We start from the raw sequence: 24491 nt of genomic DNA on the forward strand, positions 1-24491 counted from the left end.
AATTGAATAATCTGAATTTTGATCATTTAAATTACTTGTTAATAGCATTTAAAACAAAAAAAGTCCTAACAAATTTGCTAGGACTTTTAATAACTATTTATTTTATAAGTGGATCACCTCATCATAAGCATCAGCAACAGCTTCCATAACTGCTTCACTCATAGTTGGGTGCGGGTGAATTGTTTTTAAAACTTCGTGTCCTGTAGTTTCTAATTTTCTACCTAAAACAGCTTCAGCAATCATATCAGTTACTCCAGCACCAATCATATGGCAACCTAACCATTCGCCATATTTTGCATCAAAAATTACTTTTACAAATCCGTCAGGAGTTCCAGCAGCTTTTGCTTTTCCGGAAGCTGAAAATGGAAATTTTCCAATTTTTAATTCGTATCCTTGTTCTTTTGCTTGTGCTTCAGTTAAACCAACACTTGCAATTTCTGGAGTTGCATAGGTACAGCCAGGGATATTGCCGTAATCAACTGCTTCAGTATGTAAACCAGCTAATTTTTCAACAAGTGTAATTCCTTCCGCAGAAGCAACGTGAGCCAGTGCAGGTCCAGGAACAACATCTCCAATGGCATAATAACCAGGAATGTTAGTTTGATAAAAAGTATTCACTAAAATTTTATCTCTATCTGTTATAATACCAACATCTTCTAAGCCAATATTTTCAATATTTGATTTAATTCCTACAGCTGAAAGTAATATATCAGCTTCTAAAATTTCTTCTCCTTTTTTTGTTTTAACAACTGCTTTTACACCTTTTCCTGACGTATCAACAGATTCAACAGATGAGTTAGTCATTACTTTAATTCCTGTTTTTTTGAAAGAGCGTTCAAATTGTTTTGAAACGTCTATATCTTCCAAAGGAACTAAATTTGGTAAAAACTCTACAATAGTAACTTCAGTTCCCATAGCATTGTAAAAGTGTGCAAATTCAACACCAATAGCTCCAGAACCAACAATAATCATTTTTTTAGGTTGTGTTGGTAATGTCATTGCCTGGCGATACCCAATTACTTTCTTGCCATCTTGTGGTAGGTTAGGTAACTCACGTGAACGAGCACCAGTTGCAATAATTATATGTTCAGCACTGTATTCAGTTACTTTTCCTTCAGCGTCAGTTACATCAACTTTTTTTCCAGTTTTAATTTTTCCAAAACCATCTATAACATCAATTTTGTTCTTTTTCATTAAAAATTGAACACCTTTGCTCATTCCTTCAGCAACATTTCTGCTTCTTTTTATAACGGCACTAAAATCTTTGTCAATAGCTTCAGCTTTTAAACCATATTCATCAACATGTTTTAAATAATCATAAACTTGAGCACTTTTTAATAAAGCTTTTGTAGGAATACATCCCCAGTTTAAGCAGATTCCACCTAAATTTTCTTTTTCAACTACAGCAACTTTAAACCCAAGTTGTGAAGCTCTAATGGCTGTAACATATCCTCCAGGACCACTACCAATTATTATTACGTCGTATTTCATGTTATGTTTTTTAAATTTTAATTAAGCAGTATTAAGCTGCAAATTTAAGTATTTATTATTCTTTATTCTTACATTCTCTCAGGAACATTAATTCCTAATAATTTAAATGCAGATTTTATGATTTCACTAACTTTTGATGAAAGTTGTGTTCTTATTATTTTTTCATCTTCATTTTCACATCCTAAAATTGGTACGCTTTGATAAAATGAATTGTATTCTTTTACTAAATCGTAAGTGTAATTTGCAATAAGTGCAGGACTGTGATTTTTTGCAGCATTCTGAATTGTTTCAGGATACAGTTGAATTTGCTTCATAAGTGAACGTTCTTTTTCGTGCAATTCAATGTTCGTTATTTCTTTCGTATAATCAAAAGTAGCTTTTCTTAAAATAGATTGAATTCTAGCATACGTATATTGAATAAACGGACCTGTATTACCAGCAAAATCTACAGATTCTTCAGGATTGAATAAGATTCGTTTTTTTGGATCAACTTTTAGTATGTAATATTTAAGAGCACCTAAACCAATAGTTTTATACAACACTTTTTTTTCCTCAGTTGTATAGCCTTCTAATTTTCCTAATTCCTGTGAAATTTCACCAGCTGTTTTTGTCATTTCTTCCATTAAATCATCAGCGTCTACAACAGTTCCTTCTCTTGACTTCATTTTACCACTTGGTAAATCTACCATTCCGTACGATAAATGGTACAGGTTTTTAGCCCAATCATATCCTAATTTATCAAGTATTAAAAATAACACTTTAAAGTGGTAATCTTGCTCATTACCAACGGTATATACCAATTCGTCTAAATCGTAATCTTTAAAACGCTCAATAGCAGTTCCAATATCTTGTGTCATATAAACGGCAGTTCCATCAGCACGTAATACTATTTTTTCGTCTAAGCCATCTTCAGTTAAATCAATCCAAACTGATCCATCTTCTTTTTTATAAAACACACCTTTTTCAAGACCATTTGCAACAATATCTTTTCCTAATAAATAGGTATTGCTTTCGTAATAATTTTTGTCAAAATCTACACCAAGTTCCTTATACGTTTGTTCAAAACCAGTATACACCCATTGGTTCATAGTTTTCCAAAGTGAGACAACTTCTTCATCTCCAGCTTCCCATTTCAATAGCATTTCTTGAGCTTCTACCAAAAGTGGAGCTTCTTTTTTAGCGTCTTCTTCAGTTTTTCCTTCAGTAATTAATTGGCTTATTTGTTTTTTATATTCTTGATCGAATTTGACATAATAATTACCTACTAATTTATCACCTTTTAAACCTGTACTTTCAGGAGTTTCACTATTCCCAAAACGTTGCCAAGCTAACATACTTTTGCAAATATGAATACCACGATCGTTTATAATTTGCGTTTTATAAACTTTTTTTCCTGAAGCCTTCATTATTTCTGCAACAGAATACCCTAATAAATTATTTCTAATATGCCCTAGATGCAATGGTTTGTTTGTATTTGGTGAAGAATATTCAACCATTACAGCTTTTTCATTTACTTTAGTGGCTACAAATCCGAAATTTTCAGTTTTATAAATGGAATTAAAACTTTCTACAAAATATGAATCAGAAATAACTAAATTTAAAAAACCTTTAACAACATTAAAATCAGATACTTGCTCAATATTTTCTTTTAAGTATTCACCAATTTTAGTTCCAATATCAACAGGATTACCTTTTACAAAGCGTAAAAATGCAAATATAACAATAGTAATATCTCCTTGAAAATCTTTTTTAGTTGCCTGAAATTCAACGGATTCGATTGTTACATTGTAAATTTCTTGAAAGCCTTTTTTTACGGCTATTTCTAAACTGTTTTGCATAATTTTTTTGCTGAAATAATTTGAAGTGCAAAAATACATAATTTTTGAAAATTTTTAATCGTATTTTTGTGGTTAAATTAAAAAAATGGAAGTGTTCTTAAAGGAGTTACCTGAATTAGCAAAAGAAAAATTAGTAGAAAGTAAAAAATATTTTTCAAAATTAAGAAAGAGAACACCTAAAAATTTGGATTTAGTAATGCAGGAATTGCACGACAATGAGTTTGAAAAAACTGATTGTTTAACTTGTGGGAATTGTTGTAAAACTACGAGTCCAATATTTACTGAAAAAGATATTCAGCGTATTTCTAAACATTTAAAAATGAAAGTGGTAAATTTTATATCACAGTATTTAGATAGAGATGCAGATGATTTTTATGTTTTAAAAACTGCTCCATGTACTTTTTTAGATTTAGAAGATAATTCTTGTTCTATTTATGGAGTTAGACCAAAAGCTTGTAGTGAATATCCACATACTAACCGACGTAAATTTATCCAAATATCTGATTTAACTTTGAAGAATACTGAAATTTGCCCAGCTGTTTATAATATTATTGAAGCTTTAAAAATTAAGTTACCTGTTTAATTTTCTGATAAATCTTTTTTATAATATTTTACTTAAATGTATTTAATTGGGATATGTGATGTTCTTCTCATTTTTTTGTAGGGGGAAGTTAACTGAATATTAAGTAACCACATTTGTAATCTTTAAGTAGAGGTTTACTAAATTATATTTTTATAAAAAAAGAGGGAAGCAACATTAATATCTGTAACCCCTTACAAATACTAAATATACTTCCCTGATATTCAATAAAAATTATATTTTAAGTTAAAGGCATTATATTAGGAATGCCTTCTAATTATTTTTTGAGCTGATTAATTTTTTAGACTAACCGTTGTGGGGACTTCGGTTTAACTTTTTTCTATAAATACTACCATTGTGAGGACAACAACATTTTAGTTAACCTAATAAAATTATATTAAAGCACAATTTCTTGGCGTAATTAAATTACCTACATTATCAATATAATTAAACCCTGGCATTAAAGTATTGATATAAATTCTGTTAATGTTAGATTTTAAAGTTGTTGTGTTATTAACATTATTTTTAACAACTTTTAAATATGTTTCCTTGCGAATTTGATTTGATATAGCTGATTTCATAATTTTTGTTTTATAGGGGTTGAAATAGTAACTTAAGTTCTTAATTCAGAATTTATTTTTTTATGAAAATCTGAGTAAAATAGTTTTTATTTTCATTATTAGAGTCTGTTGAAATTCCAAAATGTGTATAGTCTGGATTTTCAATTATTTTTCTATGTTCTTCACTATTTAGCCAACCGTTAAGTACACCTTGTGCAGTAGTAAATCCATAAGCTACATTTTCCCCAATAGATTTTGCATTGGCTTCATTTATGAGTGTTTGAGATCTTTGAGCAAAGTTATCATGGTTTACTTGATTTACTTCAATCATATAACTTGTATGACCATCAGCAACACCTGAAATTATGTTTAATGAAATTAGAGAGGTTAAACCCATATTGGTTCTGTGTTCATTTACTAAATTTAATATTTCAGTTTCTATAGTTGAATAGGTTACATTAGTAGTGTTTATTACTTCAGTGTTTTCATTAAAATAAATGCCATCATCTTCTTTAGAGCAAGAAAATAAAACTGAACTTAATAGAATTAAAGATACGAGGGTTAAGAGTAGAGTTTTCATTTTTTGGGGTTATGGGATTAAATTTTTAGGGTTGATTTATTTACTTTGAGGTTATAGAGTTTATATATCTTTTTAATTATAGTATAAATGTACAAATAAAAACTTATAAAACAAATAAAAATCAAAATAATTTACCATTTATTTACAAAAAACACCTATTTGTTTTTAAAAGCATACCATTTATCGTTTTGAAACAAAAGGGTTTAGGTGAAGTGATTTTTATTATTTATTGATGAAAACTTATGCTTTATTGATGATAATTGACACAAAAAATTGTATATAACACTATTTTTTTAAGTTAAATATAGAAATTAAACGTATGTAATTGAATTAATTTGATAGCTATTTTTAATAATTGAATACTTATTAATAAGGTGAATTAATAAATTAATTTATTTATACCTTTTTTATGTTTAGCAGGTTAATAATACAATTTCATTACTTAAAAAAAGCGATTTAAAAATTAGCAATCTTATTATTATATAAATAGAAGTACTGTATATTATTTTTAAAGAGTATCGGTTATTTGTATATAACTGATAAAAGAATTATTTTTTTAAATGACCTAAAGAAGCAGGACTAAAGATTTTTATTTATGACTTATAGCCTTATTTTGATAAGATTAAAGAAATATTTTTTATTCATATAATACATATTTTAATCTAATTTTTTTAAATTTCTCAATTTTCGGTTTCCAAGAAGCGTAAATTTCTTCAGTTGAAGTATTATTTTCTAGTTGTTCTTGCAATTTAGTGGTACCAGCTAGTCTAGTAAAAAAGTTATTAAAAAATTTACTTTTGTCTTTTGTTAAGGAATAAGCTTCAATTAAATAAGATAATTCAATTTTTGAAAGATTTTCAATATTGCTTAAATCAAAACCACAACATTCTATATTTTCATGCATTGGGTGTTTTGCTCCATTATTTGGTTGGGGTGTAAAACAAAAATTAAGTGTAGCTGGTTTCATAAATGGTGAACCAAAAATTTGAAATTGTTTTTCAGTTCCACGTCCAACGCTCACATTAGTTCCTTCAAAAAAGCACAAACTAGGGTATAAATTAATAGCCTTATCATTTGGTAAATTTGGGGATGGTTTAATAGGTAAACTGTATGAATTGCTATGATTGTAATTTTTTAATGGGATCACAGTTAAATCACATTTAATATTATTTTGAAGCCAATGTTCGCCATTTATCATTTGTGCATATTCACCAATGGTCATTCCATATACAACTGGTATTGGGTGCATTCCAACAAAACTGGTATGTTCCATTTCTAATGTTGGACCATCAATATACTGTCCATTTGGATTTGGTCTGTCTAAAACTATTACAGTAATTCCTTGTTCAGCACACGCTTCCATTACGTAATGAAGTGTAGATATATAAGTATAAAAACGCACGCCAACATCTTGAATATCAAAAACAACTACATCAATACCTTTTAATTGTTCTTTGGAAGGTTTTTTATTGCTTCCGTAAAGCGAAACAATTGGGATTCCTGTTTTTGCATCTAATCCATCAATAACTTTTTCACCAGCATCCGCATCTCCTCTAAAGCCATGTTCTGGTGAAAATACTTTTGAAACGTTTATTTTTAAACTAAGTAATGAATCAACAACATGCGTGTAATTTATATTCTCTATTCTGTAATCTTTTTTATTTTTTATTTTTTCACTTTTAAAAATCACAGAAGTTTGATTTGCAACCACAGCAACATTTTTTGAAGCTAAGAGTTTTAAATACAAATTTGTTTGTTGTGCTCCCGGTAAAATTTCTAAAACTGAAACTTCTTGAACTTGTAATTTTGAAGATTTAGATTGCCCACAAGAAATCAAACTAAAAAAGAATAAAAAAACCAATAAGAAATATGTATTTTTGAACGAATAAGAAATCATAGATAAATTGAATTACGAATTATTTATTGCAAAACGCATTATTGCTGCAAAACAGTATAAAAGTAGTATATCTTCACCAATAATAAAAATAGCAATTATAGCAATTGCCATTGGTATGGTTATTATGATGATTGCCATTTCTACAGGTGTTGGTTTGCAACAAAAAATACGTGAAAAACTATCAGGCTTTAACGGTCATATACAAATTACAAATTTTGATAATAATAATTCTGAAATTACTTTAAACCCTGTTTCAATAAAGCAAGATTTCTATCCTAAATTCAACAATGTTAGTGGTATTAAGAATGTTCAGGTTTTTGGGACAAAAGCTGGTATTATTAGAACAGAAACCGATTTTGAGGGAATTATTTTTAAAGGAGTTTCAAGTGATTACGATTGGACTTTTTTTAAAGAATATTTGATTGAAGGCGAGTTACCAAATTATACAAATGAAGTGTCTTTTGATGTTTTAATTTCAAGCGAAATTTCTAAGAGGTTAAATATTAAGTTAGGCAATGAGTTTAATATTCTTTTTGTAAAAGACGATCCATCTAAAGCACCTTGGCTACGGGTGGTAAAAGTTGTTGGAATATATAATTCTGGTTTTCAAGATTTTGACGAGAATTTTGTAATAGCGGATATTAAGCATATCCAAAAAATGAATAATTGGAATGAAGATGAAGTTGGTGGCTTTGAAGTTTTTATAACTGATTTTGATGCCATTGATGAAAAAAGTCAGGAAGTATATGAACAAACAGCATCAACGCTAAACAGCCAAAGTATTATAGAAAAATACCCAGCCATATTTGAGTGGATTGGTTTATTTGATACAAATATTTATATTATAATAGCTATTATGATATTAGTTGCAGGTATTAATATGATTACAGCTTTATTAGTGCTAATTTTAGAAAGAACTCAAATGGTTGGAATATTAAAAGCACTTGGGAGTAATAATATTAGTATTCGCAAAGTATTTTTATACAATGCCGGTTATTTAATTTTAAGAGGCTTGTTTTGGGGGAATTTAATTGGTTTAACAGTTTTATTACTTCAAAAATATTTGGGGTTGGTTACCTTAAATCCTGAAACATATTATGTAAAAACGGTTCCTATATATTTAGATTTTGGGTATATTCTTCTTTTAAACATAGGAACGCTTCTTTTGTGTTTATTAATGCTAATTATTCCTTCAATTGTAGTTTCAAAAATAAGTCCGTCAAAATCAATAAAGTTTGAATAATTGATTATTATTTAAATGGTGTTACAGTTACCGTAAAAGTATTTTTTCCTTCTGAAATATTAAACAACTCTTTTGTAAGCATTTCTTTACCAATATATGGATATGCAGTTATTGGCTCTATACAAAGCATATTAGAAACCTCTGTCCACAGCATAAAGTTGTTAAATCCTTCAGTTTTAAGTTTAATATTGTAGCCGATTTTTTTAACTAAAGTAATTTCATTAGTATTTAAAATAGGAAAGGCTTTAGAACCGCCTTTTATTATTTGAGGTATAGTTATTTCTTGTTTTTCAGATTTTACAATTTCATCTAAATTATTACTTAGCATAAAAGCAGGATGGTAACCCAGCATAAACGGCATTCCTTTTTCTGCTTCAATTTCAAACGAAATTTTTAAAGATTCATTTGTTAAGACATATGTTTTTATGAACGAAAAATTATAAGGCCAAGACAGTAATCTAGCAGAAGATTTTTCAGGATATTTAGAGTTTTCAATGGCTGAATAGGCAACATATTTTTTTAGGAAAGAACCAGAGTTTTCTATTTGATTTTTAATGAAATACTGTAGTTCTCTTAAAAGTCCGTGCTGATCTTGACTGTAATTTCCTTTTGGTGTTGAAACTATAAAATTGTTGGTTTCAGTTGGGCCAATAATTGGAAACATTTCTGTATCTGAATTTCTCCAACCAGGATTTCCTTTTTGATGTATTAATTCTTCTCCATTTTTTTGGTAACTAATTAATTCACCTTGTTCAATTTTAACAATTGAATTTTTATCTGCACTCATTAAATTCATAACTATTCAATTTAATTTAAAAAAAGCCCTAACAAATATAAAATTATGTTAGGGCTTTTAAGTTCTATGTATAATAGAATTATTTATTATTCTCAACAATATATTCCGTCATTTTCTTAACTAAATGAACTCTATCAACCCCGCGTACATTGTGTTCATGCATTGGATATGTAAAAAAGTCGATTTGTACTTTTTGTTTTACCGCTTCTTGCAATAAAGTCATACTGTGCTGAGGAACCACTGTTGGATCTACACTTCCGTGTATAATTAATAGTTTTCCCTCTAAGTTTTTAAGATAATTATGCACTTTTGCTTTCTCATAACCTTCTGGATTTTCTTGAGGCGTATCCATATAACGCTCTCCATACATCACTTCATAATATTTCCAATCAGTTACAGGACCTCCAGCTACAGCGGTTGTAAATACTCCTGAATTTCGTAGCATTAAACTGGTAGTCATAAAACCACCATAACTCCAGCCATTTACTGCAATTCTAGAACTGTCAACAAAATCTAATGATTTTAAATATTCAATACCTGTTAATTGATCTTCAACTTCAGCATTTCCTAGATTTCTATGAATAATACTTTCAAAAGCAAAACCTCTATTGGCTGAACCTCTATTGTCTAAGGTAAATACAATATAATTTTCGGCAGTTGCAAAAGCAGGCATCCATAAACTTGAACCACCTAACCATGAATTAGTGACTAATTGAGCATGTGGACCACCATAAACATACACTAAAACAGGATATTTTTTTGAAGCATCAAAATCTGCTGGTTTTGTAATTTTAGCATATAAATCAGTTCCATCAACTCCTTTAAGAGTTATGAATTCAGTTGCACCTAATTTGTAATCTTTTAGTGGATTTTCAGCAGTGAAAATTGAAGTTATTTTTAATTTTTTAGAATCTATAATTTCAATATTATTTGGAATTGTTAAACTACTGTATGCATCAATTAAATAATTTCCATCAGTACTTAATTGTGTGGAATGTGTTCCATTTGTTTTTGTTAGTTGGATATATTTTCCAGATTTTAAGTTTACTTTAAATGTGTGTGATTCCCGAGCATCATTACCAGTTCCTGTAATGTAAACGTTTTGTCCTTTCGTATCAAAACCTAAAATACCAGTAACTACCCACTTGAAATTAGTAACTTGTTTTACCAATTTTCCTTCGGTTGTGTATTCATATAAATTCATAAAACCATCACGTTCACTCAGCCAAAGAAATTCAGTAGATGAATTAGGTAAGAAAACTGCATCAAATTCAGGTTCAGTCCATTTATCGTTGGTTTCTTCAAAAAGCGTGTTTATTTTTTTTCCAGTTTCAACACTATACCTATTATACCAAACGTGATTTTGACCTCTGTTAATTTCTGCAACCAGCAAATATTTTTCATCTGGTGTCCATGATAAATTTGTTAAATAATGCTCGTCAGAAGTATCAATATCTAAGTATGTAGTTTCTTCTGTATTTATATTAAAAATACCAATTTTAGCTTTTTCACTTCCTTGTCCGGCCATTGGATATTTAATATTTTTTAAAGAAGCAGGGTAGGTAGTAATGTCAACTAATGGATAATCTGAAACATTGCTTTCATCTTTTTGATAAAATGCTAAATAAGTCCCTTTCGGGCTCCAGAATGTACCTTTTACAATTCCAAATTCACTTCTGTGAATTGCTTGTCCTGAAACAATATTTTTGTTTTCAATTGAAGTAACTGTAACTTTTGGGTTTGAAGCTGTTCCAATAAATAAATTATTATCTAGCGTGTATGCAATTGCTTTTGCGTTTGAATTGTACTCATTGTTTTGAGCTGCTTCCTCAAATAATACGGTTACACTTTTTGACTTGTTTATATAATTATAAACTTCAATAGAATTTTCATTGCTGAAAGTGAAATCAGTAGTTGAAATTTCTTGTAAACGTGGAAATCGTTTTAAAGTAGGATATGTTTTTTGAAGTTCCTCAAATGAGATTTTTTTAATAATTTTAGCTGTTTTCGCATCAGTAAATAGCAACTCGTTTTCTTTTTGAGAAACATAAATATCTGAATTGTTTACCCATTTTAAGTTTTGTAATGATGAAGGATACAATCCTTTATAATAGCCTAAAACAGCATCATCTACTGATAGATTTTGTTGTTGAGAAAAACCTAAAAAGAAGGTGCATAAAAATAGAAAAGAAAATAGTTGTTTCATTATTTTGTTTTTTTGTATTGAGTAACAAAGTTAATTAAATATAGTATGTATTTACTGATCTAAATCAGTTGTAAACTTAAAAATTCAAGCGAGCCATAATAGGATAATGATCGGAATAATTAACCTCAAATGTTTTAAAATTATTGATTTCAATCTTTTCATCTGCCAAAATAAAATCTATACGCAGCGGAAATTTATGATTGTATGATTTTCCAAATCCTTCACCCGCAACTTCAAAAGCGTCATTTTTACCATTTTTTAATGTATGATAAACCCAAGAAAAAGCATTATTGTTAAAATCACCACAAATGATTGATTTATGAGTTATTTTTTCTTGATGTTGAATAATTAATTCAGCTTGATCTGCTTGTTTTTTAAATGCTTTATCAACTCTAATTCTCAATTTTTCAGAATTTTCCTGATTAAAATAATCTTCTTTCGGATTAATACTTAAAGATTCTAAATGAACATTATAAACTCTCATAGTATCTTTATTTTTAATAATATCCACAAAAATGGCATTATTGCTGCTATTTAAAAAATCTAATGAACCAGAATTTATAATTTTATATTTCGAAAAAATTGCATGTCCAAATAGTTTGCTTTTTTTACTGGCTTTTATGTATTTATAAGGAAATTTAAATCCAATTTTTATGGTAGGATTGAATTCTTGTAAACATAAAATATCAGGTTCTTTTTCATTGATAAAATTATAAATTTTTTGATCTATATTTTCTTCATCAATCCAGTTATAAATATTAAACATTCGTACATTATAACTCATTATTTTTAGATCTGTACTTAACAAAATCTTTTTTTCGTTAAAAGAATATAATTTTGTAATATACTGAAATCCAATTAGTAATATGATTATTGAGATTAAAAATTGACGTTTTAATTTTAAGAACCAGTAAATTACAAATAGTAGGTTTATAAGAATTAAGACAGGAAGTGAAAGACTTAAAAATGAGATAAATGAAATGGTGTTTGGTGAAATATAATAGCTTAAAAATGAAAATAATAAGACCATTGCAAAAAGTGAGTTTACAACAGCTATTAATTTATCGAACCAAGATAATTTTTTCATAAAATGCTAATTTTTTCCAGCCCTAAATAAAAAGTCTTTTTCTTCTTGTGATAAACTTTCATAACCAGATTTACTTATTTTATCTAGAATATCATCAATTTTTCGTTGTCTGGTTTTAGAAACATCTTGTGTTGATGTTTTACTTTTAGTTTTGTAAACGGCTTTAAAGGGCGATTTCTTTTTAGGTTTAAATAGGTTGGTGAAATAATTAATCACTGCTTCAAACCATCTGCCAATGTCATTTCCTTTATTTAGTTGTGTTGCATATATATAGCCAAAAATGGCACCACTTAAATGTGCAATTCCACTTCCTTTATCGGGATTTGCCAATTGTAAAATACTTAAAACTACCCAAACAGCAGCCAAAACCCATAATTCTACACTTCCAATAAAACGAAGCTGAATGGCATAGCGTGGAATTTTAGTTGCAATGGCTATAAAAATAGTAGTTACAGCTGCAGAAGCTCCTGCTAAAGGTAATGCAGCCGTTTTATCAATAAAATAATAGTATCCTAAAAACACAATTCCCCCAAAAATTCCTCCTAAAAAGTAAAAATTTAAAAATTGTTTTTGAGTAAAAAAGTTTAAAAATAAGTTTCCTATATAGTACAAGACTAATAGGTTAGATAATACATGAAATAGGTTTTGATGTATAAAAGAGTAGGAGATTAACGTCCAAGGTTTGTATAAAAAACTCTCTAAATTTGATGGTAGTGCAAACCATTCAATAACATATTTATTGAGTAATACCGTTATTAAAAATAAAAATACATTGATGTAAATTATTTTTTCAGTGATATTTGCTTTGTTAAAAGCGTACCTTATGTCGTTTAAAATATTCAATTTAGTTCCAGCGTTTAAATTGGTTTTGTTTCCAGTACCAAGCAATTATAAATCCTATTAAAGCCCCACCAACGTGGGCAAAGTGAGCAATACCACCTCCAAACAAGGAGAATCCTGTTACTCCAGAAAATAAATCTAGCGCAATTAAAGCAGGTATAAAATATTTTGCAGCTATTGGAACAGGTAAAAATATCAATGCCAATTTAGCATTTGGGAACGATAAACCGAAAGCAACTAAAACTCCATAAATAGCTCCAGATGCACCAACAGCAGGAGTGTGATATGTAGCATAAAAGTCATTCAAATTATCCGCAGATACGTGTTCTAAAATTTGATTATTATAGCTTCCTGTGTTTAATATGTTTTGAATATCACTTCCAGATAACCCAATATTAACCAGTTGATCATATACATTATCAAACTGATAATAATTTACCAATGTATAAATGGCTCCAGCACCTAAACCTGCAGAAAAATAGAAGAATAAAAATTTATTTCGGCCCCACATTTGTTCTAAAGGTGTTCCAAATGCCCATAAACCATACATGTTAAATAGAATGTGAGTAAATCCACCATGCATAAACATATGTGTAAGAAATTGCCAAAATCCGAAATTTGGATTTTCAGGAAAATACAATGCAAATAAACTGTGTAAATTTAAATTTGGCATTAGGTATGTTGCAGCAAAAAATAGAACATTTATAATTATTAAATGTTTAACAGCTTCAGTAATTCTTCCCATAATTTTTAATAGTTAACAAGGTTAATTGTTAAATTTTTTATCAATTTCATCAATATCTATTGTAACAAAAGTAGTCTTTCCAAAAGGAGATAAATCAGGTTGTTTGCAAATAAATAATTTATTTACAATTTCTTCTTGTTCTCTTAAATCTAATTTTGTGCCTGTTTTAATGGCTAAACTTTTTGCTAAACTTTTTGCCATTACATCAAGTTGGCTAAAGCTTGCATTTGGTATATCATTTTTAATATCTTCTAATAATTGTTCAATTATAATGGTAATTTGGCTTTCTATAATAGTCACAGGAATACCATTTACTACAATTGAATCCTCTAAAATTTTATCAAATAAAAAGCCAACACTCTGTAAATCATCTTTAATTTCTCTTATTAATTCAATATCACTTTTATTAAATGAAATTTCTAAAGGAAACAATAATTGTTGGCTCAACGCTTCTTTAACGGTTATATTTTCTAAAAATTCTTCATATAAAATACGTTGATGCGCTAAATGCTGATTGATATATACAATTCCAGATTTAATGCTACTTACTATATATTTTTTATGAACCTGATATGTTTTGCTATTTGGTTTGTCATCTGAAAACAATAAATTAGGAATGGTTTCAGCTTCAACTTCAATTTTATGTAAATCAATTCCAGTATATAAACTTTCCCATTGTTGTGATTTTTCACGTTTGTATGGAAACTGAATAGATTTTTGTTCCTCATTTTTAAAGGGATTAAAATCGTGATTTACTGTAATTTTTGGAGTTTCAGATTTTTTATCTTTATAATTATATGGTGTGTCAAATGAAGCGCTTCTGTCAAAATCAAGAATTGGAGCAACATTGTATTGACCTAAACTATGCTTTACCGTAGAACGTAATATAGCATATAATGTTTTTTCATCATCAAATTTAATTTCTGTTTTTGTTGGATGAATGTTTATATCTATACTTTTAGTTGGGACTGTTAAATATAAAAAGTAGGTTGGAAAATAACCATTTGAAAGTAAACTTTCAAAAGCACTTGAAACGGCATGATTTAAATAAGCGTTTTTAATAAAGCGGTCATTCACAAAAAAGAACTGTTCATCTCTTTTTTTCTTTGCAAATTCGGGCTTTGTTATAAATCCGTTAATTTCAAGAACATCTGTTACTTCATTGATAGGAACTAATTTTTCATTCGTTTTTTTACCAAAAATGGAAACAATACGTTGGCGTAAATTACCCGAAGTTAAATTATAAACTTCACTTTCATTGTGATAAAATGAAAATGAAATAGTTGGATGCGCTAAAGCAACTCGTTGAAATTCATTGATAATATGACGCGTTTCTATGCTGTTTGATTTTAAGAAATTTCTTCGTGCTGGAATGTTGTAAAATAAATTTTTAACAGCTACTGAAGTTCCTTTTAGAGTTGAAACATTTTCCTGAAAAATTAGGTTACTGCCTTCAATTTTAATGTAAGTTCCTAATTCTTGGTTTTCTTGCTTCGTTTTTAAATCAACATGTGCAATGGCAGCAATTGAAGCTAATGCTTCGCCTCTAAAACCTTTGGTGTGTAAATTAAATAAATCTTCTGCCTTTTTTATTTTTGAAGTTGCGTGGCGCTCAAAACTAAGTCGGGCATCAGTAATACTCATTCCTTTACCGTTATCAATAACTTGGATGAGTATTTTGCCAGCTTCTTTTATAATTAATTTGATATTTGAAGCTTCTGCATCAATAGCATTTTCAAGTAATTCTTTTACTACTGAAGCTGGTCGTTGCACAACTTCACCTGCTGCAATTTGATTAGCAACATGGTCGGGTAGTAACTGAATAATATCTGGCATTTAAAAAGGTTTCTTGAAAATTGATAAATCGAAATCAATAATGTATAAAAATATGAAGGTTAATATAGCAATAATAATTAAAATTGTTTTATTAAAACCTTTATTTTCTGAATTTTCACTTTCTTTAAAAGCCGATTTAAATTTTTCTTTTAAACCTTTATTTTCACCAACAGTAGTTCTAAAATCATCAAATTTATGACCTATTTTATACGGGTTTCCATCACCACTAAAATATCTAGGCTTGTAGTCAAATTTTTTATTTGTGCGTTTTCTTAAAATTCCCATAATAGTCAAAAATACTGAATTCTGAAGTTGTGGTCAAGTTTTGTGAATAAGAAGTCTGTTAAAACTCTCTTAAAGCTGCCATTTTAATAGCTGCAATAGCACATTCTATTCCTTTATTTCCGTGTTTACCACCAGAACGGTCAATAGATTGCTGTTTTGTGTTGTCTGTTAGTACACAAAAAACAACAGGAATATCATATTTAATATTCAAATCTTTTATTCCTTGAGTTACGCCATCACAAACAAAATCAAAATGTTTTGTTTCACCCTGAATTACATTTCCAATAGCAATTATTGCATCTAATTTTTGGGTTTCTATCATTCGTTTGCAACCATAGATAAGTTCAAAACTTCCAGGAACATCCCAACGAATAATATTTTCTTTAGTTACTCCATTCTCAATAAATGCTTGTTCAGCACCTAAATATAAGTTTTCAGTAATGTCAGGATTCCATTCAGAAACAACAATCCCAAACCGAAATCTCTTCGCGTTTGGGATTGTAGCTTTATCGTAATTTGATAAATTTGTTGTAGCCATTTACCTCTTATTTTTTAGACGCATAGGTTGCTCTACTAATATGAATATCAATATTTTTTGCTTCATCAGAATTTGGATAATCAGTTTTTATTCTATTGAATAGCTCTAAGGCTTTTGAGAATTTTTCCAAATCCATTGCTGTATTTCCAGCTTTAAAAAGGAATAATGGAGTTGAAAAATTATTATCTCTTAAATCAGCTGCTTTTAAATAGTAATCTAAAGCATCTTCAGGTTGGTTAATATCAGCAAATGCATCACCAATAGCACCCTTTGCAGTTGGAGCTAATAATTCATCTTCTGAAGAGAATTTCTCTAAATATTCAATCGCTTCTTTATAATTTTTTAATTTTAAATAAGAAATACCAGCATAGTAGTTTGCTAAATTTCCTGCTTTGGTTCCACTATATTGACTTGAAACATCAACAAAACCTAGCTTTCCATCAGCACCATTTAATGCCAATGTATATAAAGAATCTACTGCTACAGAACCAGTGCTTGCTTCTTCAAAATAAGCTTTTGGAAATGCTAATTCATTTGCAGCTTCTTTTTCTTTTGGAGCTTTAATATATTTTTGATATGGTAAATAACCTAAGATTAAAGCCACTACCAAACCTAAAACAATAAATATTGTTTTTTGGTTTTTTATTACGAATTTTTCAGATCTTGATGCTGTTTCATCTAATGTATTAAAAACATCAGCTGTTGTTGAATGCTCTGCAGTATTGTTTTGATCTTTTTTTGCTTTACTGCCTGTTTTTTTATATGTTGCCATTTATTCTAATTAATTTTGTAGGCGCAAAAATAGCCTTTTTAATTGGAAAATGAAAATGCAATTATATCAAAATTCCCATTTATTTTCAATAATTTTAAACTTTCAAAAAATATAGATGCACTTACAAAAAATTACTTTAGTAAATTTTAAAAATTTCGAATCACAAACGTTTGATTTTCAGGAAAAAATCAATTGTTTTGTAGGTAATAATGGTGTTGGAAAAACCAATGTTTTAGATGCTATATATTATCTTTCTTTTGCTAAAAGTTACTTTAATTCTGTGGCTACGCAAAATATTAGGCATTCAGAAGAGTTTTTTATGATTGAAGGAGCCTATAAAATTAATGATAAAACCGATACTGTTGTATGTAGCCTAAAACGTGGAAATAAAAAAGTAGTTAAACGAAATGGGAAAGCTTATGAAAAATTTTCTGATCATATAGGTTATTTACCTTTGGTTATTATTTCGCCAGCAGACAGCGATTTAATTACGGACGGAAGTGATACACGTAGAAAATTTATAGATAATGTAATTTCACAATCAGACAATCAATATTTACAAACCATTATTAAGTATAATAAGGTTTTGGCTCAGCGTAATTCATTATTGAAATTTTTTGCAGTAAATAGAGCTTTTGATGCTTTAAATTTACAAGTTTATGATGAACAATTAGAAAGGTATGGCCTTATTATTTATGAAAAGCGAAAAACCTTTTTAGAAGAATTTATTCCAATATTTAAAAAGCGGTATGAAGTAATTTCTAGCAGTTATGAAATAGTTGATTTAGTTTATAAAACTCAACTTGATTCAATTGGTTTTTTAGAATTGCTTGCGCAAAATGTAGCTAAAGACAGAATCCTACAATATACAAGTGCAGGTATTCATAAAGATGATTTAACTTTTGAAATTGAAGGTTATCCTGTAAAGAAATTCGGATCACAAGGTCAGCAAAAGTCTTATTTAATTGCATTGAAATTAGCACAATTTGATTTTATTAAAAAGCAGTCTAACCTAAAACCAATTTTATTATTAGATGATATATTTGATAAGCTTGACGATTTGAGAGTTGCTCAAATAGTTAATTTAGTTAATAATAATGAATTTGGACAATTATTTATAACGGATACACATAGAGAACGTACTGAAGAAGTAGTAAAAACAACAAAACAACCATATAAAATATTTCAATTATAATGGCAAAACGTCAAAATGAATTTCATTCTATTCAAGATTTAATGAAAGATGTAATTTCAGAAAATAAGCTAACAAAAGGAATGCACCAATTATCGGTTAAAGATGCTTGGGCTAAATTAATGGGGAAAGGTGTAGTTTCTTATACTAATAAAGTAGAATTAAATAGAAATACTTTAATCGTAAATTTAAAATCTTCAGTATTAAGAGAAGAATTAAGTTATGGTAAAGAAAAAATAATTAAAATGATGAATGAGGAATTAGGTGAAGATTTAATTTCTAAAATTATTTTAAGCTAATAATTGATTATTAAACAGTTGCGATTTTTTTGTAAAAATGCTTATGTCATTCCTGCCCTTCGCAGGAATGACATAAGAGTATGGCTAAATAAAATTCATTGAGATAAACACATAAAAAAACCGTTGCATTACAACGGTTTTTTGTATTTTGTTAAAGGTAACTCTTAAAACATTTCTCTTCCTGAGAAATGAAAAGCACCTTCAATAGCTGCGTTTTCATCACTATCAGAACCATGAACAGCATTTTCTCCCATTGAAGAAGCATATAATTTACGAAGAGTACCTTCAGCAGCATCAGCTGGATTGGTTGCTCCAATTAAAGCTCTAAAGTCTTCAACAGCATTTTCTTTTTCTAAAATTGCAGCTACAATTGGTCCACGAGTCATAAACTCAACCAATTCACCAAAAAATGGGCGTTCGCTGTGAACTGCATAAAATTCTTCAGCATCAGCTACGGTCATTTGTGTTTTTTTCATTGCTACAATTCTAAAACCTGCAGCATTTATTTTTTCTAAAATTGCTCCAGTATATCCTTTTTCAACTGAATCAGGTTTAAGCATTGTAAATGTTCTATTTGTTGCCATTTTTATTTATCTTAATTTTTAAAATCGGGGCAAATATAGTATTTTCTATATAAAGTTATAATTACGGTTAATAATTTTGAGTAAAGGCTTCGTAAAGTTTGTTGTTCTCGCCTCTTATTTCTAGGACTACAGTATCAGTTTTTAAGTCAATTTTTAAAATACCGTAACTTTTTTCTGAAACTACATTTCCAACTCTAAATTTATTTGGTTCTTCACTGAAATTTGAGTACGAATGTGTTAACCCGCTAGAAGTAAAATCTATAAGAGGATACTTTAAACTGTCAATTTCTTTTTTCGAAAACTCAGAAATATGTCTATCTCCTGAAAGGATAATAGCATTTTTAGTTTTTGTTAAAATAAGGAGGTTCTCAAATTTTTCTATTTCGTGAGGCATATTTCCCCAAGTTTCGAAACCATGTTCTGCAGATAAAAATTGGATGCTGCTCATAATAATTGTGTAGGATGCTTTCGAGTTTTGAAGTTGGTTTTCTAACCATTTCCATTGAGTTTTTCCCAATATAGTTCCATCACTGTTTGTATTAGGTTTGTATCGTCTTTTAGTTTCAATATCATCAGTTAGAGCTGTTCTAAAATAACGAGTATCTAAAATAATAATTTTAATAATTGTTTCATTTAAACTATAATTTTTAGAAAAATAGATACCTTCTTGTTTTCTTCTTTCATCTTCTTTTGGAACATCTATAAAGTCTAAAAATAGTTGTTGAGCTTCTACTTTTCTTGGATACTCAATACCACCATCATTTACACCATAATCGTGATCATCCCAAGTGGCAAGTATTTCAATATTTTTCCTGAAATTTGAATACTCAACATTGTTTTTTTGCTTTAGATAATTTTGCTCTAAATAAGCCATATCTTGGGTATCTGAATAAATGACGTCACCTCCCCAAATCCAAACATCAGGATTGTTTTTTTTAATTTCAGGCCAAAAAGTATTAGGTAATACTTGATTATTGCAAGATCCAAAAGCAATTACAAAACCATTAGTAGCTTCTGTAGTATTTGAAATTTTAATAGTTGGTTTATGTTCAGTTTTACAAGACGTGATTACAAAAAGAAAGATGAAAAGGGTTTTAAAATAAGTCATTATTACAATTGATAAAATTTTGCAAATCAAATATACAATTCTTAACCTAATAAAATATAGGATTATTTGTATATTTGCTTCTTATGAATGTAAATGAAATAAAGGAAGTAAAAGCGTTGCTTTCAACGCCTAAAAACATAGTTATTGTACCACATAGAAACCCGGATGGTGATGCAATTGGAGCTAGTTTAGCAATGTATCATTATTTAAAAAATAAAGGACATAGAGCAACTGTAGTCTCTCCAAATGATTATCCTAGTTTTTTAAAGTGGTTACCAGATACTGAAGAAGTTTTTAAATTTGATACCCAAAATAGGCAATCGAAAAGTTGTATTGAGGAAGCTTCAATAATTTTTTTATTGGATTTTAATGCCTTGCATAGAGTTGGTAGTGATATGCAAAACACGTTAGAGGATTATAAAGGTACGTTTATAATGATTGATCATCATCAACAACCAGATGATATTGCAACCTACTTATATTCTGATGTTTCTATTTGTTCAACCTGTCAAATGGTGTATCATTTTTTAGAAAAATTAGAGGATGTAAACAGTATAAATGCTGATATTGCTAATTGTTTATATGCAGGAATTATGACGGATACAGGTTCATTTCGGTTTCCTTCAACAACTAGCACAACACATAGAATTGTTGCTGAATTAATTGATAGAGGGGCCGAAAATGCCAAAATACACAACAATGTTTATGATACAAATTCATACGGTAGATTACAACTTTTAGGGCGTGCTTTAAGTAATTTAGTAGTAATTGAAAACCTTAAAACAGCATACATTACATTAAGTCAACAAGAGTTAAATGAATTTAAGTATGAAAAAGGCGATACTGAGGGTGTTGTAAATTACGCATTATCTTTAGAAGATGTTATTTTTGCAGTTATTTTTATTGAAGATGTGGAACAACAAATTATTAAAATTTCATTGAGATCAAAAGGAAGTTTTTCCGTTAATAAATTTTCACGTGAACACTTTGATGGAGGTGGCCATGACAATGCAGCAGGAGGGAAGTCATTACTATCAATGGAAGCAACAATTTCAAACTTTTTAAGTGTGCTTCCTAACTATAAAAACGAATTAATAAATTCTTATGAAGCATAGTTTTTTACTTTTAGGTATTTCAATTATATTGTTTTCATGTGGAAACACAGTTGCAAGAAAGCCAGTAGTTAGAAAAACGTCTTCCTTTATGGAAGAATCAGTTTCTTTGAATAAGTCGATAATTTTGGCTGAAGAAAATGCATTTAAAGCCCTCATGGAATTAGATTCTTTAAATACATATATAGCTTCATCAGATGGATTTTGGTATAAATTTGATAAAAAAAATGTAACAGAATATGTTCCTGAATTTGGAGATGAACTTTTGTATACGTATGAAGTTTATGATTTAAATAATACAATTATCTATACTGCTGAAGAAATAGGTGAACAAAAATATTTTGTAGATCAACAAGAAATAATAGAAGGGTTAAGAAATGGATTAAAATTGATGAATGAAGGTGAAATTGTTACTTTTTTATTCCCATCTCACAAAGTTTTCGGATATTTGGGCGATCAAAAAAAAATAAATATTAATCAATCGTTAATATATAAAGTTCAATTAATTAAAATAAAAAAGAAAAATGAAAGTAATTAAATTTTTAATCGTTGTTGTACTAGTTTCAACTGTAGTATCATGTAATAGTCAAGGAATTACAAAAAAATCCTTAAAAAGTGAAAATGACACAGTAAGCTATGTTTTAGGGCTTGATATTGCGAATAAATTGAAAGGAAATTTTGCAGATGTTGATAAAGATCTTTTTATACAAGGTGTTATAAGTGGAATTGATTCAACAAATATCTTAATTGAAGCAGATAAAATAGATGGAATATTAAGAGAATTTTTTCAAAAGAAACAAGTTGAAATGAGAGAAAAGCAACAAGCAGATGCTTTAAAAAAAGCAGAAGCTGAATTTGGAGACTTAAAAGCTGAGGGAATTAAATTTTTAGAAGATAACAAATCTGTAAAAGGAGTTCAAGTTACTGAAAGTGGTTTGCAATACATTGTTTTAAAAGAAGGTTCAGGAGAAAAACCATTGGAAACGTCAAAAGTAAAGGTTCATTATCATGGTACTTTAATTGACGGAACTGTTTTTGATAGTTCTGTTGATAAAGGAACACCTGCTGAATTTGGTGTAAATAGAGTAATTAAAGGATGGACTGAAGGACTTCAATTAATGAATGTAGGTTCAAAATATAAATTTTTTATACCTCAAGAATTGGCTTATGGAGCAACACCACGTCCAGGAGGAGCAATAAAACCTTTTGCAACATTAATTTTTGAAGTTGAATTGTTAGAAATTGTAAAATAAGCAACTTATATAATTTGTGTTTTTCCATAAAATTTAAAATAATATGAAAACTGTAAAATTTTTAATAGTTACTTTTTTGTTAATTACAGTTTCTTGTAAACCAACCAAATATGCTGATTTGGCTGATGGTTTGTATGCAAACATGGAAACTAATAAAGGATCAATTTTATTAAAACTTGAATTTGAAAGAACACCCATTACTGTAGCTAATTTTGTTTCTTTAGCAGAAGGTACAAATAAACAGGTTGTTGATTCTTTAAAAGGAAAACCTTTTTACAATGGCCTTATTTTTCATAGAGTTATAAAAGATTTTATGATTCAAGGAGGTGATCCTTTAGGTACTGGAGAAGGTAATCCTGGTTATAAATTTATTGATGAATTTCCAAAAGATGAGCAAGGCCAATTGTTTTTAAAACATGATAAACCAGGTGTTTTATCCATGGCAAATTCTGGTCCGGTTACTAATGGAAGTCAGTTTTTTATCACTCATAAAGAGACTCCTTGGCTAGATGGAAAGCATACCGTTTTTGGGAATGTTATTAATGGACAATCAGTTGTTGATTCAATTGTTCAAAATGATGTAATTGAAAAAGTTGAGATTATAAAAATTGGTAAATCTGCCAAAAATTTTAAAGCAGATAAAGAGTTTTTAAAATATTTTGAAGCGCAAAGTTTAAAGGAAGAAAGAATTAAGCAAGTTGCAGATAAATCTTTAAAAGAATTTGATAAAAATTCTGCAAAAGCTACAGAATTACCTTCGGGCTTAAAAATTTATATCACTGAAACTAAAAATGGTGAATTTCCAGTAATTGGTTCAAATGTAAAAGTGAATTATGCAGGTTATTTTACTGATGGAAGGTTATTTGATACAAGTATGAAAGATGTTGCAATAGCTTATAATGTTTATGATGAAGATAGAGATAAAAAAAATGGTTATGCACCATTTACAACAGAGTATAGTTCAGAAGCACGTTTAATTCCAGGTTTTAGAGAGGGATTGCAACAAATGAGAGTTGGAGATAAAGCCATGCTATTTATACCTTCTCATTTAGGTTACGGTGCTCATGGAGCAGGTGGTGTAATTCCACCAGATACCGATTTAGTTTTTGTACTAGAATTGGTTGAAGTTGTTGGCTCAAATCAATAATTAAATTAAGATTAGTAACTATGTTAGATGCAATTTTAAATAAAGACATAGAATTACTAATTTACTTAAATAATTTAGGAACAGTACAATGGGATGGTTTTTGGCTATTTGTAACCAACAAATATAGCGCTATCCCATTGTATTTTTTTTTACTTTTTTTTACTTATAAGAAATACGGAATTAAAAAAACATTAGTTGCTATACTTTTTGTAGCTGTATTTATTACTATTTCAGATCAAACAAGCAATTTATTTAAATATGGTTTTAAAAGATTAAGACCTTGCCATGATGAGCATATTTCGCATTTAATTAGATTGGTTGGAAATAGATGTGGAGGTTTGTATTCTTATTTTTCAGCACATGCAGCCAATTCAATGGCGATAGCAATATTTTTTGGAATGTTATTAAAATCTTACTCAAAATATGTGCTTCCAATAGTAATTTTATGGGCATTTTTAGTAGCCTATAGTAGAGTTTATATTGGAGTTCACTTTCCTTTAGA

Annotated in this window: 25 protein-coding genes; 9 read left to right on the forward strand and 16 right to left on the reverse strand. The window is 28.8% G+C overall.

Features of this window, described 5'->3' with window-relative positions:
* Nucleotides 1-102: 102 nt before the first annotated feature.
* Together lpdA and argS are read right to left on the reverse strand one after the other, a co-directional pair.
* Nucleotides 103-1491 carry a dihydrolipoyl dehydrogenase gene (lpdA, locus tag ABY863_RS04265; protein ID WP_372793024.1) on the reverse strand — a complete coding sequence of 463 codons (1389 nt, stop codon included), beginning with the start codon at nt 1489-1491 and terminating at the stop codon, nt 103-105.
* A 68-nt stretch (nt 1492-1559) separates the two neighbouring features.
* On the reverse strand, nt 1560-3329 hold the full coding sequence (gene argS, locus ABY863_RS04270) for an arginine--tRNA ligase (protein ID WP_372793025.1): 1770 nt from the start codon (nt 3327-3329) through the stop codon (nt 1560-1562).
* Nucleotides 3330-3414: 85 nt separating this feature from the next.
* Here argS and ABY863_RS04275 point away from each other — a divergent pair, with 85 nt between their 5' ends.
* A complete protein-coding gene (locus tag ABY863_RS04275; RefSeq protein ID WP_372793026.1) occupies nt 3415-3912 on the forward strand; it encodes a YkgJ family cysteine cluster protein in 498 nt (165 codons plus the stop codon).
* Nucleotides 3913-4301: 389 nt separating this feature from the next.
* Here the strand turns inward: ABY863_RS04275 and ABY863_RS04280 are convergent, their stop codons facing one another.
* The 3 genes from ABY863_RS04280 to ABY863_RS04290 all read right to left on the reverse strand — a co-directional run bounded on the left by ABY863_RS04280 (nt 4302) and on the right by ABY863_RS04290 (nt 6946).
* On the reverse strand, nt 4302-4490 hold the full coding sequence (locus tag ABY863_RS04280; RefSeq protein WP_372793027.1) for a hypothetical protein: 189 nt from the start codon (nt 4488-4490) through the stop codon (nt 4302-4304).
* A gap of 52 nt (nt 4491-4542) precedes the next feature.
* Complete coding sequence (locus ABY863_RS04285) at nt 4543-5049, reverse strand: CAP domain-containing protein (protein ID WP_372793028.1); 507 nt, start codon at nt 5047-5049, stop codon at nt 4543-4545.
* A gap of 637 nt (nt 5050-5686) precedes the next feature.
* Nucleotides 5687-6946, reverse strand: a complete 1260-nt coding sequence (locus ABY863_RS04290; protein WP_372793029.1) for an exo-beta-N-acetylmuramidase NamZ domain-containing protein — start codon at nt 6944-6946, stop codon at nt 5687-5689.
* A 7-nt stretch (nt 6947-6953) separates the two neighbouring features.
* Between ABY863_RS04290 and ABY863_RS04295 the strand changes: the two genes are divergently transcribed.
* Nucleotides 6954-8189: an ABC transporter permease gene (locus ABY863_RS04295; RefSeq protein ID WP_372793030.1), complete on the forward strand. Its 1236-nt coding sequence runs from the start codon at nt 6954-6956 to the stop codon at nt 8187-8189.
* Between the two features lie 7 nt (nt 8190-8196).
* Here ABY863_RS04295 and ABY863_RS04300 read toward each other — a convergent pair whose 3' ends face one another.
* The 9 genes from ABY863_RS04300 to ABY863_RS04340 all read right to left on the reverse strand — a co-directional run bounded on the left by ABY863_RS04300 (nt 8197) and on the right by ABY863_RS04340 (nt 17294).
* Nucleotides 8197-8985: an aldose 1-epimerase gene (locus ABY863_RS04300; RefSeq protein ID WP_372793031.1), complete on the reverse strand. Its 789-nt coding sequence runs from the start codon at nt 8983-8985 to the stop codon at nt 8197-8199.
* A 79-nt stretch (nt 8986-9064) separates the two neighbouring features.
* Nucleotides 9065-11191, reverse strand: a complete 2127-nt coding sequence (locus ABY863_RS04305) for a DPP IV N-terminal domain-containing protein (protein WP_372793032.1) — start codon at nt 11189-11191, stop codon at nt 9065-9067.
* Between the two features lie 76 nt (nt 11192-11267).
* Nucleotides 11268-12278 carry an endonuclease/exonuclease/phosphatase family protein gene (locus ABY863_RS04310; protein WP_372793033.1) on the reverse strand — a complete coding sequence of 337 codons (1011 nt, stop codon included), beginning with the start codon at nt 12276-12278 and terminating at the stop codon, nt 11268-11270.
* A 6-nt stretch (nt 12279-12284) separates the two neighbouring features.
* On the reverse strand, nt 12285-13166 hold the full coding sequence (locus ABY863_RS04315) for a rhomboid family intramembrane serine protease (RefSeq protein WP_372793034.1): 882 nt from the start codon (nt 13164-13166) through the stop codon (nt 12285-12287).
* Entirely contained in the window at nt 13123-13863 is a 741-nt protein-coding gene (locus ABY863_RS04320) for a rhomboid family intramembrane serine protease (RefSeq protein ID WP_372793035.1), read from the reverse strand. Before ABY863_RS04320 ends, ABY863_RS04315 begins: the two co-directional genes overlap by 44 nt.
* A 21-nt stretch (nt 13864-13884) precedes the next feature.
* Nucleotides 13885-15699, reverse strand: coding sequence for a DNA mismatch repair endonuclease MutL (mutL, locus tag ABY863_RS04325; RefSeq protein WP_372793036.1), 1815 nt, complete (start codon nt 15697-15699; stop codon nt 13885-13887).
* The gene (locus tag ABY863_RS04330) at nt 15700-15984 is read right to left on the reverse strand and encodes a riboflavin synthase subunit beta (RefSeq protein WP_372793037.1); all 285 of its coding nucleotides are present in this window, start codon (nt 15982-15984) and stop codon (nt 15700-15702) included.
* 58 nt (nt 15985-16042) lie between these two features.
* Nucleotides 16043-16522: a 6,7-dimethyl-8-ribityllumazine synthase gene (gene ribH / locus ABY863_RS04335; RefSeq protein WP_372793038.1), complete on the reverse strand. Its 480-nt coding sequence runs from the start codon at nt 16520-16522 to the stop codon at nt 16043-16045.
* A gap of 7 nt (nt 16523-16529) precedes the next feature.
* Complete coding sequence (locus ABY863_RS04340; protein WP_372793039.1) at nt 16530-17294, reverse strand: tol-pal system YbgF family protein; 765 nt, start codon at nt 17292-17294, stop codon at nt 16530-16532.
* Between the two features lie 115 nt (nt 17295-17409).
* Here ABY863_RS04340 and ABY863_RS04345 point away from each other — a divergent pair, with 115 nt between their 5' ends.
* On the forward strand, nt 17410-18489 hold the full coding sequence (locus ABY863_RS04345; RefSeq protein ID WP_372793040.1) for a DNA replication/repair protein RecF: 1080 nt from the start codon (nt 17410-17412) through the stop codon (nt 18487-18489).
* A complete protein-coding gene (locus tag ABY863_RS04350; RefSeq protein ID WP_372793041.1) occupies nt 18489-18785 on the forward strand; it encodes a DUF721 domain-containing protein in 297 nt (98 codons plus the stop codon). The genes ABY863_RS04345 and ABY863_RS04350 overlap by 1 nt, the downstream gene beginning before the upstream one ends.
* A 164-nt stretch (nt 18786-18949) precedes the next feature.
* Here ABY863_RS04350 and ABY863_RS04355 read toward each other — a convergent pair whose 3' ends face one another.
* Together ABY863_RS04355 and ABY863_RS04360 are read right to left on the reverse strand one after the other, a co-directional pair.
* On the reverse strand, nt 18950-19369 hold the full coding sequence (locus ABY863_RS04355) for a nucleoside-diphosphate kinase (RefSeq protein ID WP_372793042.1): 420 nt from the start codon (nt 19367-19369) through the stop codon (nt 18950-18952).
* A gap of 67 nt (nt 19370-19436) precedes the next feature.
* On the reverse strand, nt 19437-20477 hold the full coding sequence (locus tag ABY863_RS04360) for an alkaline phosphatase D family protein (protein WP_372793043.1): 1041 nt from the start codon (nt 20475-20477) through the stop codon (nt 19437-19439).
* Between the two features lie 83 nt (nt 20478-20560).
* On the opposite strand from ABY863_RS04360, the gene ABY863_RS04365 reads away from it, so the two are divergent.
* The 5 genes from ABY863_RS04365 to ABY863_RS04385 all read left to right on the forward strand — a co-directional run.
* Nucleotides 20561-21592: a bifunctional oligoribonuclease/PAP phosphatase NrnA gene (locus tag ABY863_RS04365; protein WP_372793044.1), complete on the forward strand. Its 1032-nt coding sequence runs from the start codon at nt 20561-20563 to the stop codon at nt 21590-21592.
* Nucleotides 21582-22127 (forward strand): gliding motility-associated peptidyl-prolyl isomerase GldI, encoded by a 546-nt coding sequence (gene gldI, locus ABY863_RS04370; RefSeq protein WP_372793045.1) that lies wholly within the window; start codon nt 21582-21584, stop codon nt 22125-22127. Before ABY863_RS04365 ends, gldI begins: the two co-directional genes overlap by 11 nt.
* Nucleotides 22114-22842: an FKBP-type peptidyl-prolyl cis-trans isomerase gene (locus ABY863_RS04375; RefSeq protein WP_372793046.1), complete on the forward strand. Its 729-nt coding sequence runs from the start codon at nt 22114-22116 to the stop codon at nt 22840-22842. The genes gldI and ABY863_RS04375 overlap by 14 nt, the downstream gene beginning before the upstream one ends.
* Before the next feature lie 43 nt (nt 22843-22885).
* Nucleotides 22886-23989 carry a peptidylprolyl isomerase gene (locus tag ABY863_RS04380; protein ID WP_372793047.1) on the forward strand — a complete coding sequence of 368 codons (1104 nt, stop codon included), beginning with the start codon at nt 22886-22888 and terminating at the stop codon, nt 23987-23989.
* Between the two features lie 20 nt (nt 23990-24009).
* The coding region (locus tag ABY863_RS04385) for a phosphatase PAP2 family protein (protein WP_372793048.1) at nt 24010-24491 on the forward strand (482 nt) is incomplete at its 3' end.

Origin of the sequence: Lutibacter sp., assembly GCF_041562875.1 — a bacterium.
Classification (GTDB): Bacteria; Bacteroidota; Bacteroidia; order Flavobacteriales; family Flavobacteriaceae; genus Lutibacter.

Bases quoted from the DNA above. Each gene is read 5' to 3' on its own strand.
- mutL (WP_372793036.1), bottom strand. From the start codon at position 15,699: ATGCCAGATATTATTCAGTTACTACCCGACCATGTTGCTAATCAAATT.
- ABY863_RS04285 (WP_372793028.1), bottom strand. From the start codon at position 5,049: ATGAAAACTCTACTCTTAACCCTCGTATCTTTAATTCTATTAAGTTCA.
- ABY863_RS04330 (WP_372793037.1), bottom strand. From the start codon at position 15,984: ATGGGAATTTTAAGAAAACGCACAAATAAAAAATTTGACTACAAGCCT.
- ABY863_RS04380 (WP_372793047.1), top strand. From the start codon at position 22,886: ATGAAAACTGTAAAATTTTTAATAGTTACTTTTTTGTTAATTACAGTT.
- ABY863_RS04350 (WP_372793041.1), top strand. From the start codon at position 18,489: ATGGCAAAACGTCAAAATGAATTTCATTCTATTCAAGATTTAATGAAA.
- ABY863_RS04375 (WP_372793046.1), top strand. From the start codon at position 22,114: ATGAAAGTAATTAAATTTTTAATCGTTGTTGTACTAGTTTCAACTGTA.
- ABY863_RS04290 (WP_372793029.1), bottom strand. From the start codon at position 6,946: ATGATTTCTTATTCGTTCAAAAATACATATTTCTTATTGGTTTTTTTA.
- ABY863_RS04340 (WP_372793039.1), bottom strand. From the start codon at position 17,294: ATGGCAACATATAAAAAAACAGGCAGTAAAGCAAAAAAAGATCAAAAC.
- argS (WP_372793025.1), bottom strand. From the start codon at position 3,329: ATGCAAAACAGTTTAGAAATAGCCGTAAAAAAAGGCTTTCAAGAAATT.
- lpdA (WP_372793024.1), bottom strand. From the start codon at position 1,491: ATGAAATACGACGTAATAATAATTGGTAGTGGTCCTGGAGGATATGTT.
- ABY863_RS04305 (WP_372793032.1), bottom strand. From the start codon at position 11,191: ATGAAACAACTATTTTCTTTTCTATTTTTATGCACCTTCTTTTTAGGT.
- ABY863_RS04355 (WP_372793042.1), bottom strand. From the start codon at position 19,369: ATGGCAACAAATAGAACATTTACAATGCTTAAACCTGATTCAGTTGAA.
- ABY863_RS04360 (WP_372793043.1), bottom strand. From the start codon at position 20,477: ATGACTTATTTTAAAACCCTTTTCATCTTTCTTTTTGTAATCACGTCT.
- ABY863_RS04365 (WP_372793044.1), top strand. From the start codon at position 20,561: ATGAATGTAAATGAAATAAAGGAAGTAAAAGCGTTGCTTTCAACGCCT.
- ABY863_RS04300 (WP_372793031.1), bottom strand. From the start codon at position 8,985: ATGAATTTAATGAGTGCAGATAAAAATTCAATTGTTAAAATTGAACAA.
- ABY863_RS04280 (WP_372793027.1), bottom strand. From the start codon at position 4,490: ATGAAATCAGCTATATCAAATCAAATTCGCAAGGAAACATATTTAAAA.
- ABY863_RS04275 (WP_372793026.1), top strand. From the start codon at position 3,415: ATGGAAGTGTTCTTAAAGGAGTTACCTGAATTAGCAAAAGAAAAATTA.
- gldI (WP_372793045.1), top strand. From the start codon at position 21,582: ATGAAGCATAGTTTTTTACTTTTAGGTATTTCAATTATATTGTTTTCA.
- ribH (WP_372793038.1), bottom strand. From the start codon at position 16,522: ATGGCTACAACAAATTTATCAAATTACGATAAAGCTACAATCCCAAAC.
- ABY863_RS04345 (WP_372793040.1), top strand. From the start codon at position 17,410: ATGCACTTACAAAAAATTACTTTAGTAAATTTTAAAAATTTCGAATCA.
- ABY863_RS04320 (WP_372793035.1), bottom strand. From the start codon at position 13,863: ATGGGAAGAATTACTGAAGCTGTTAAACATTTAATAATTATAAATGTT.
- ABY863_RS04310 (WP_372793033.1), bottom strand. From the start codon at position 12,278: ATGAAAAAATTATCTTGGTTCGATAAATTAATAGCTGTTGTAAACTCA.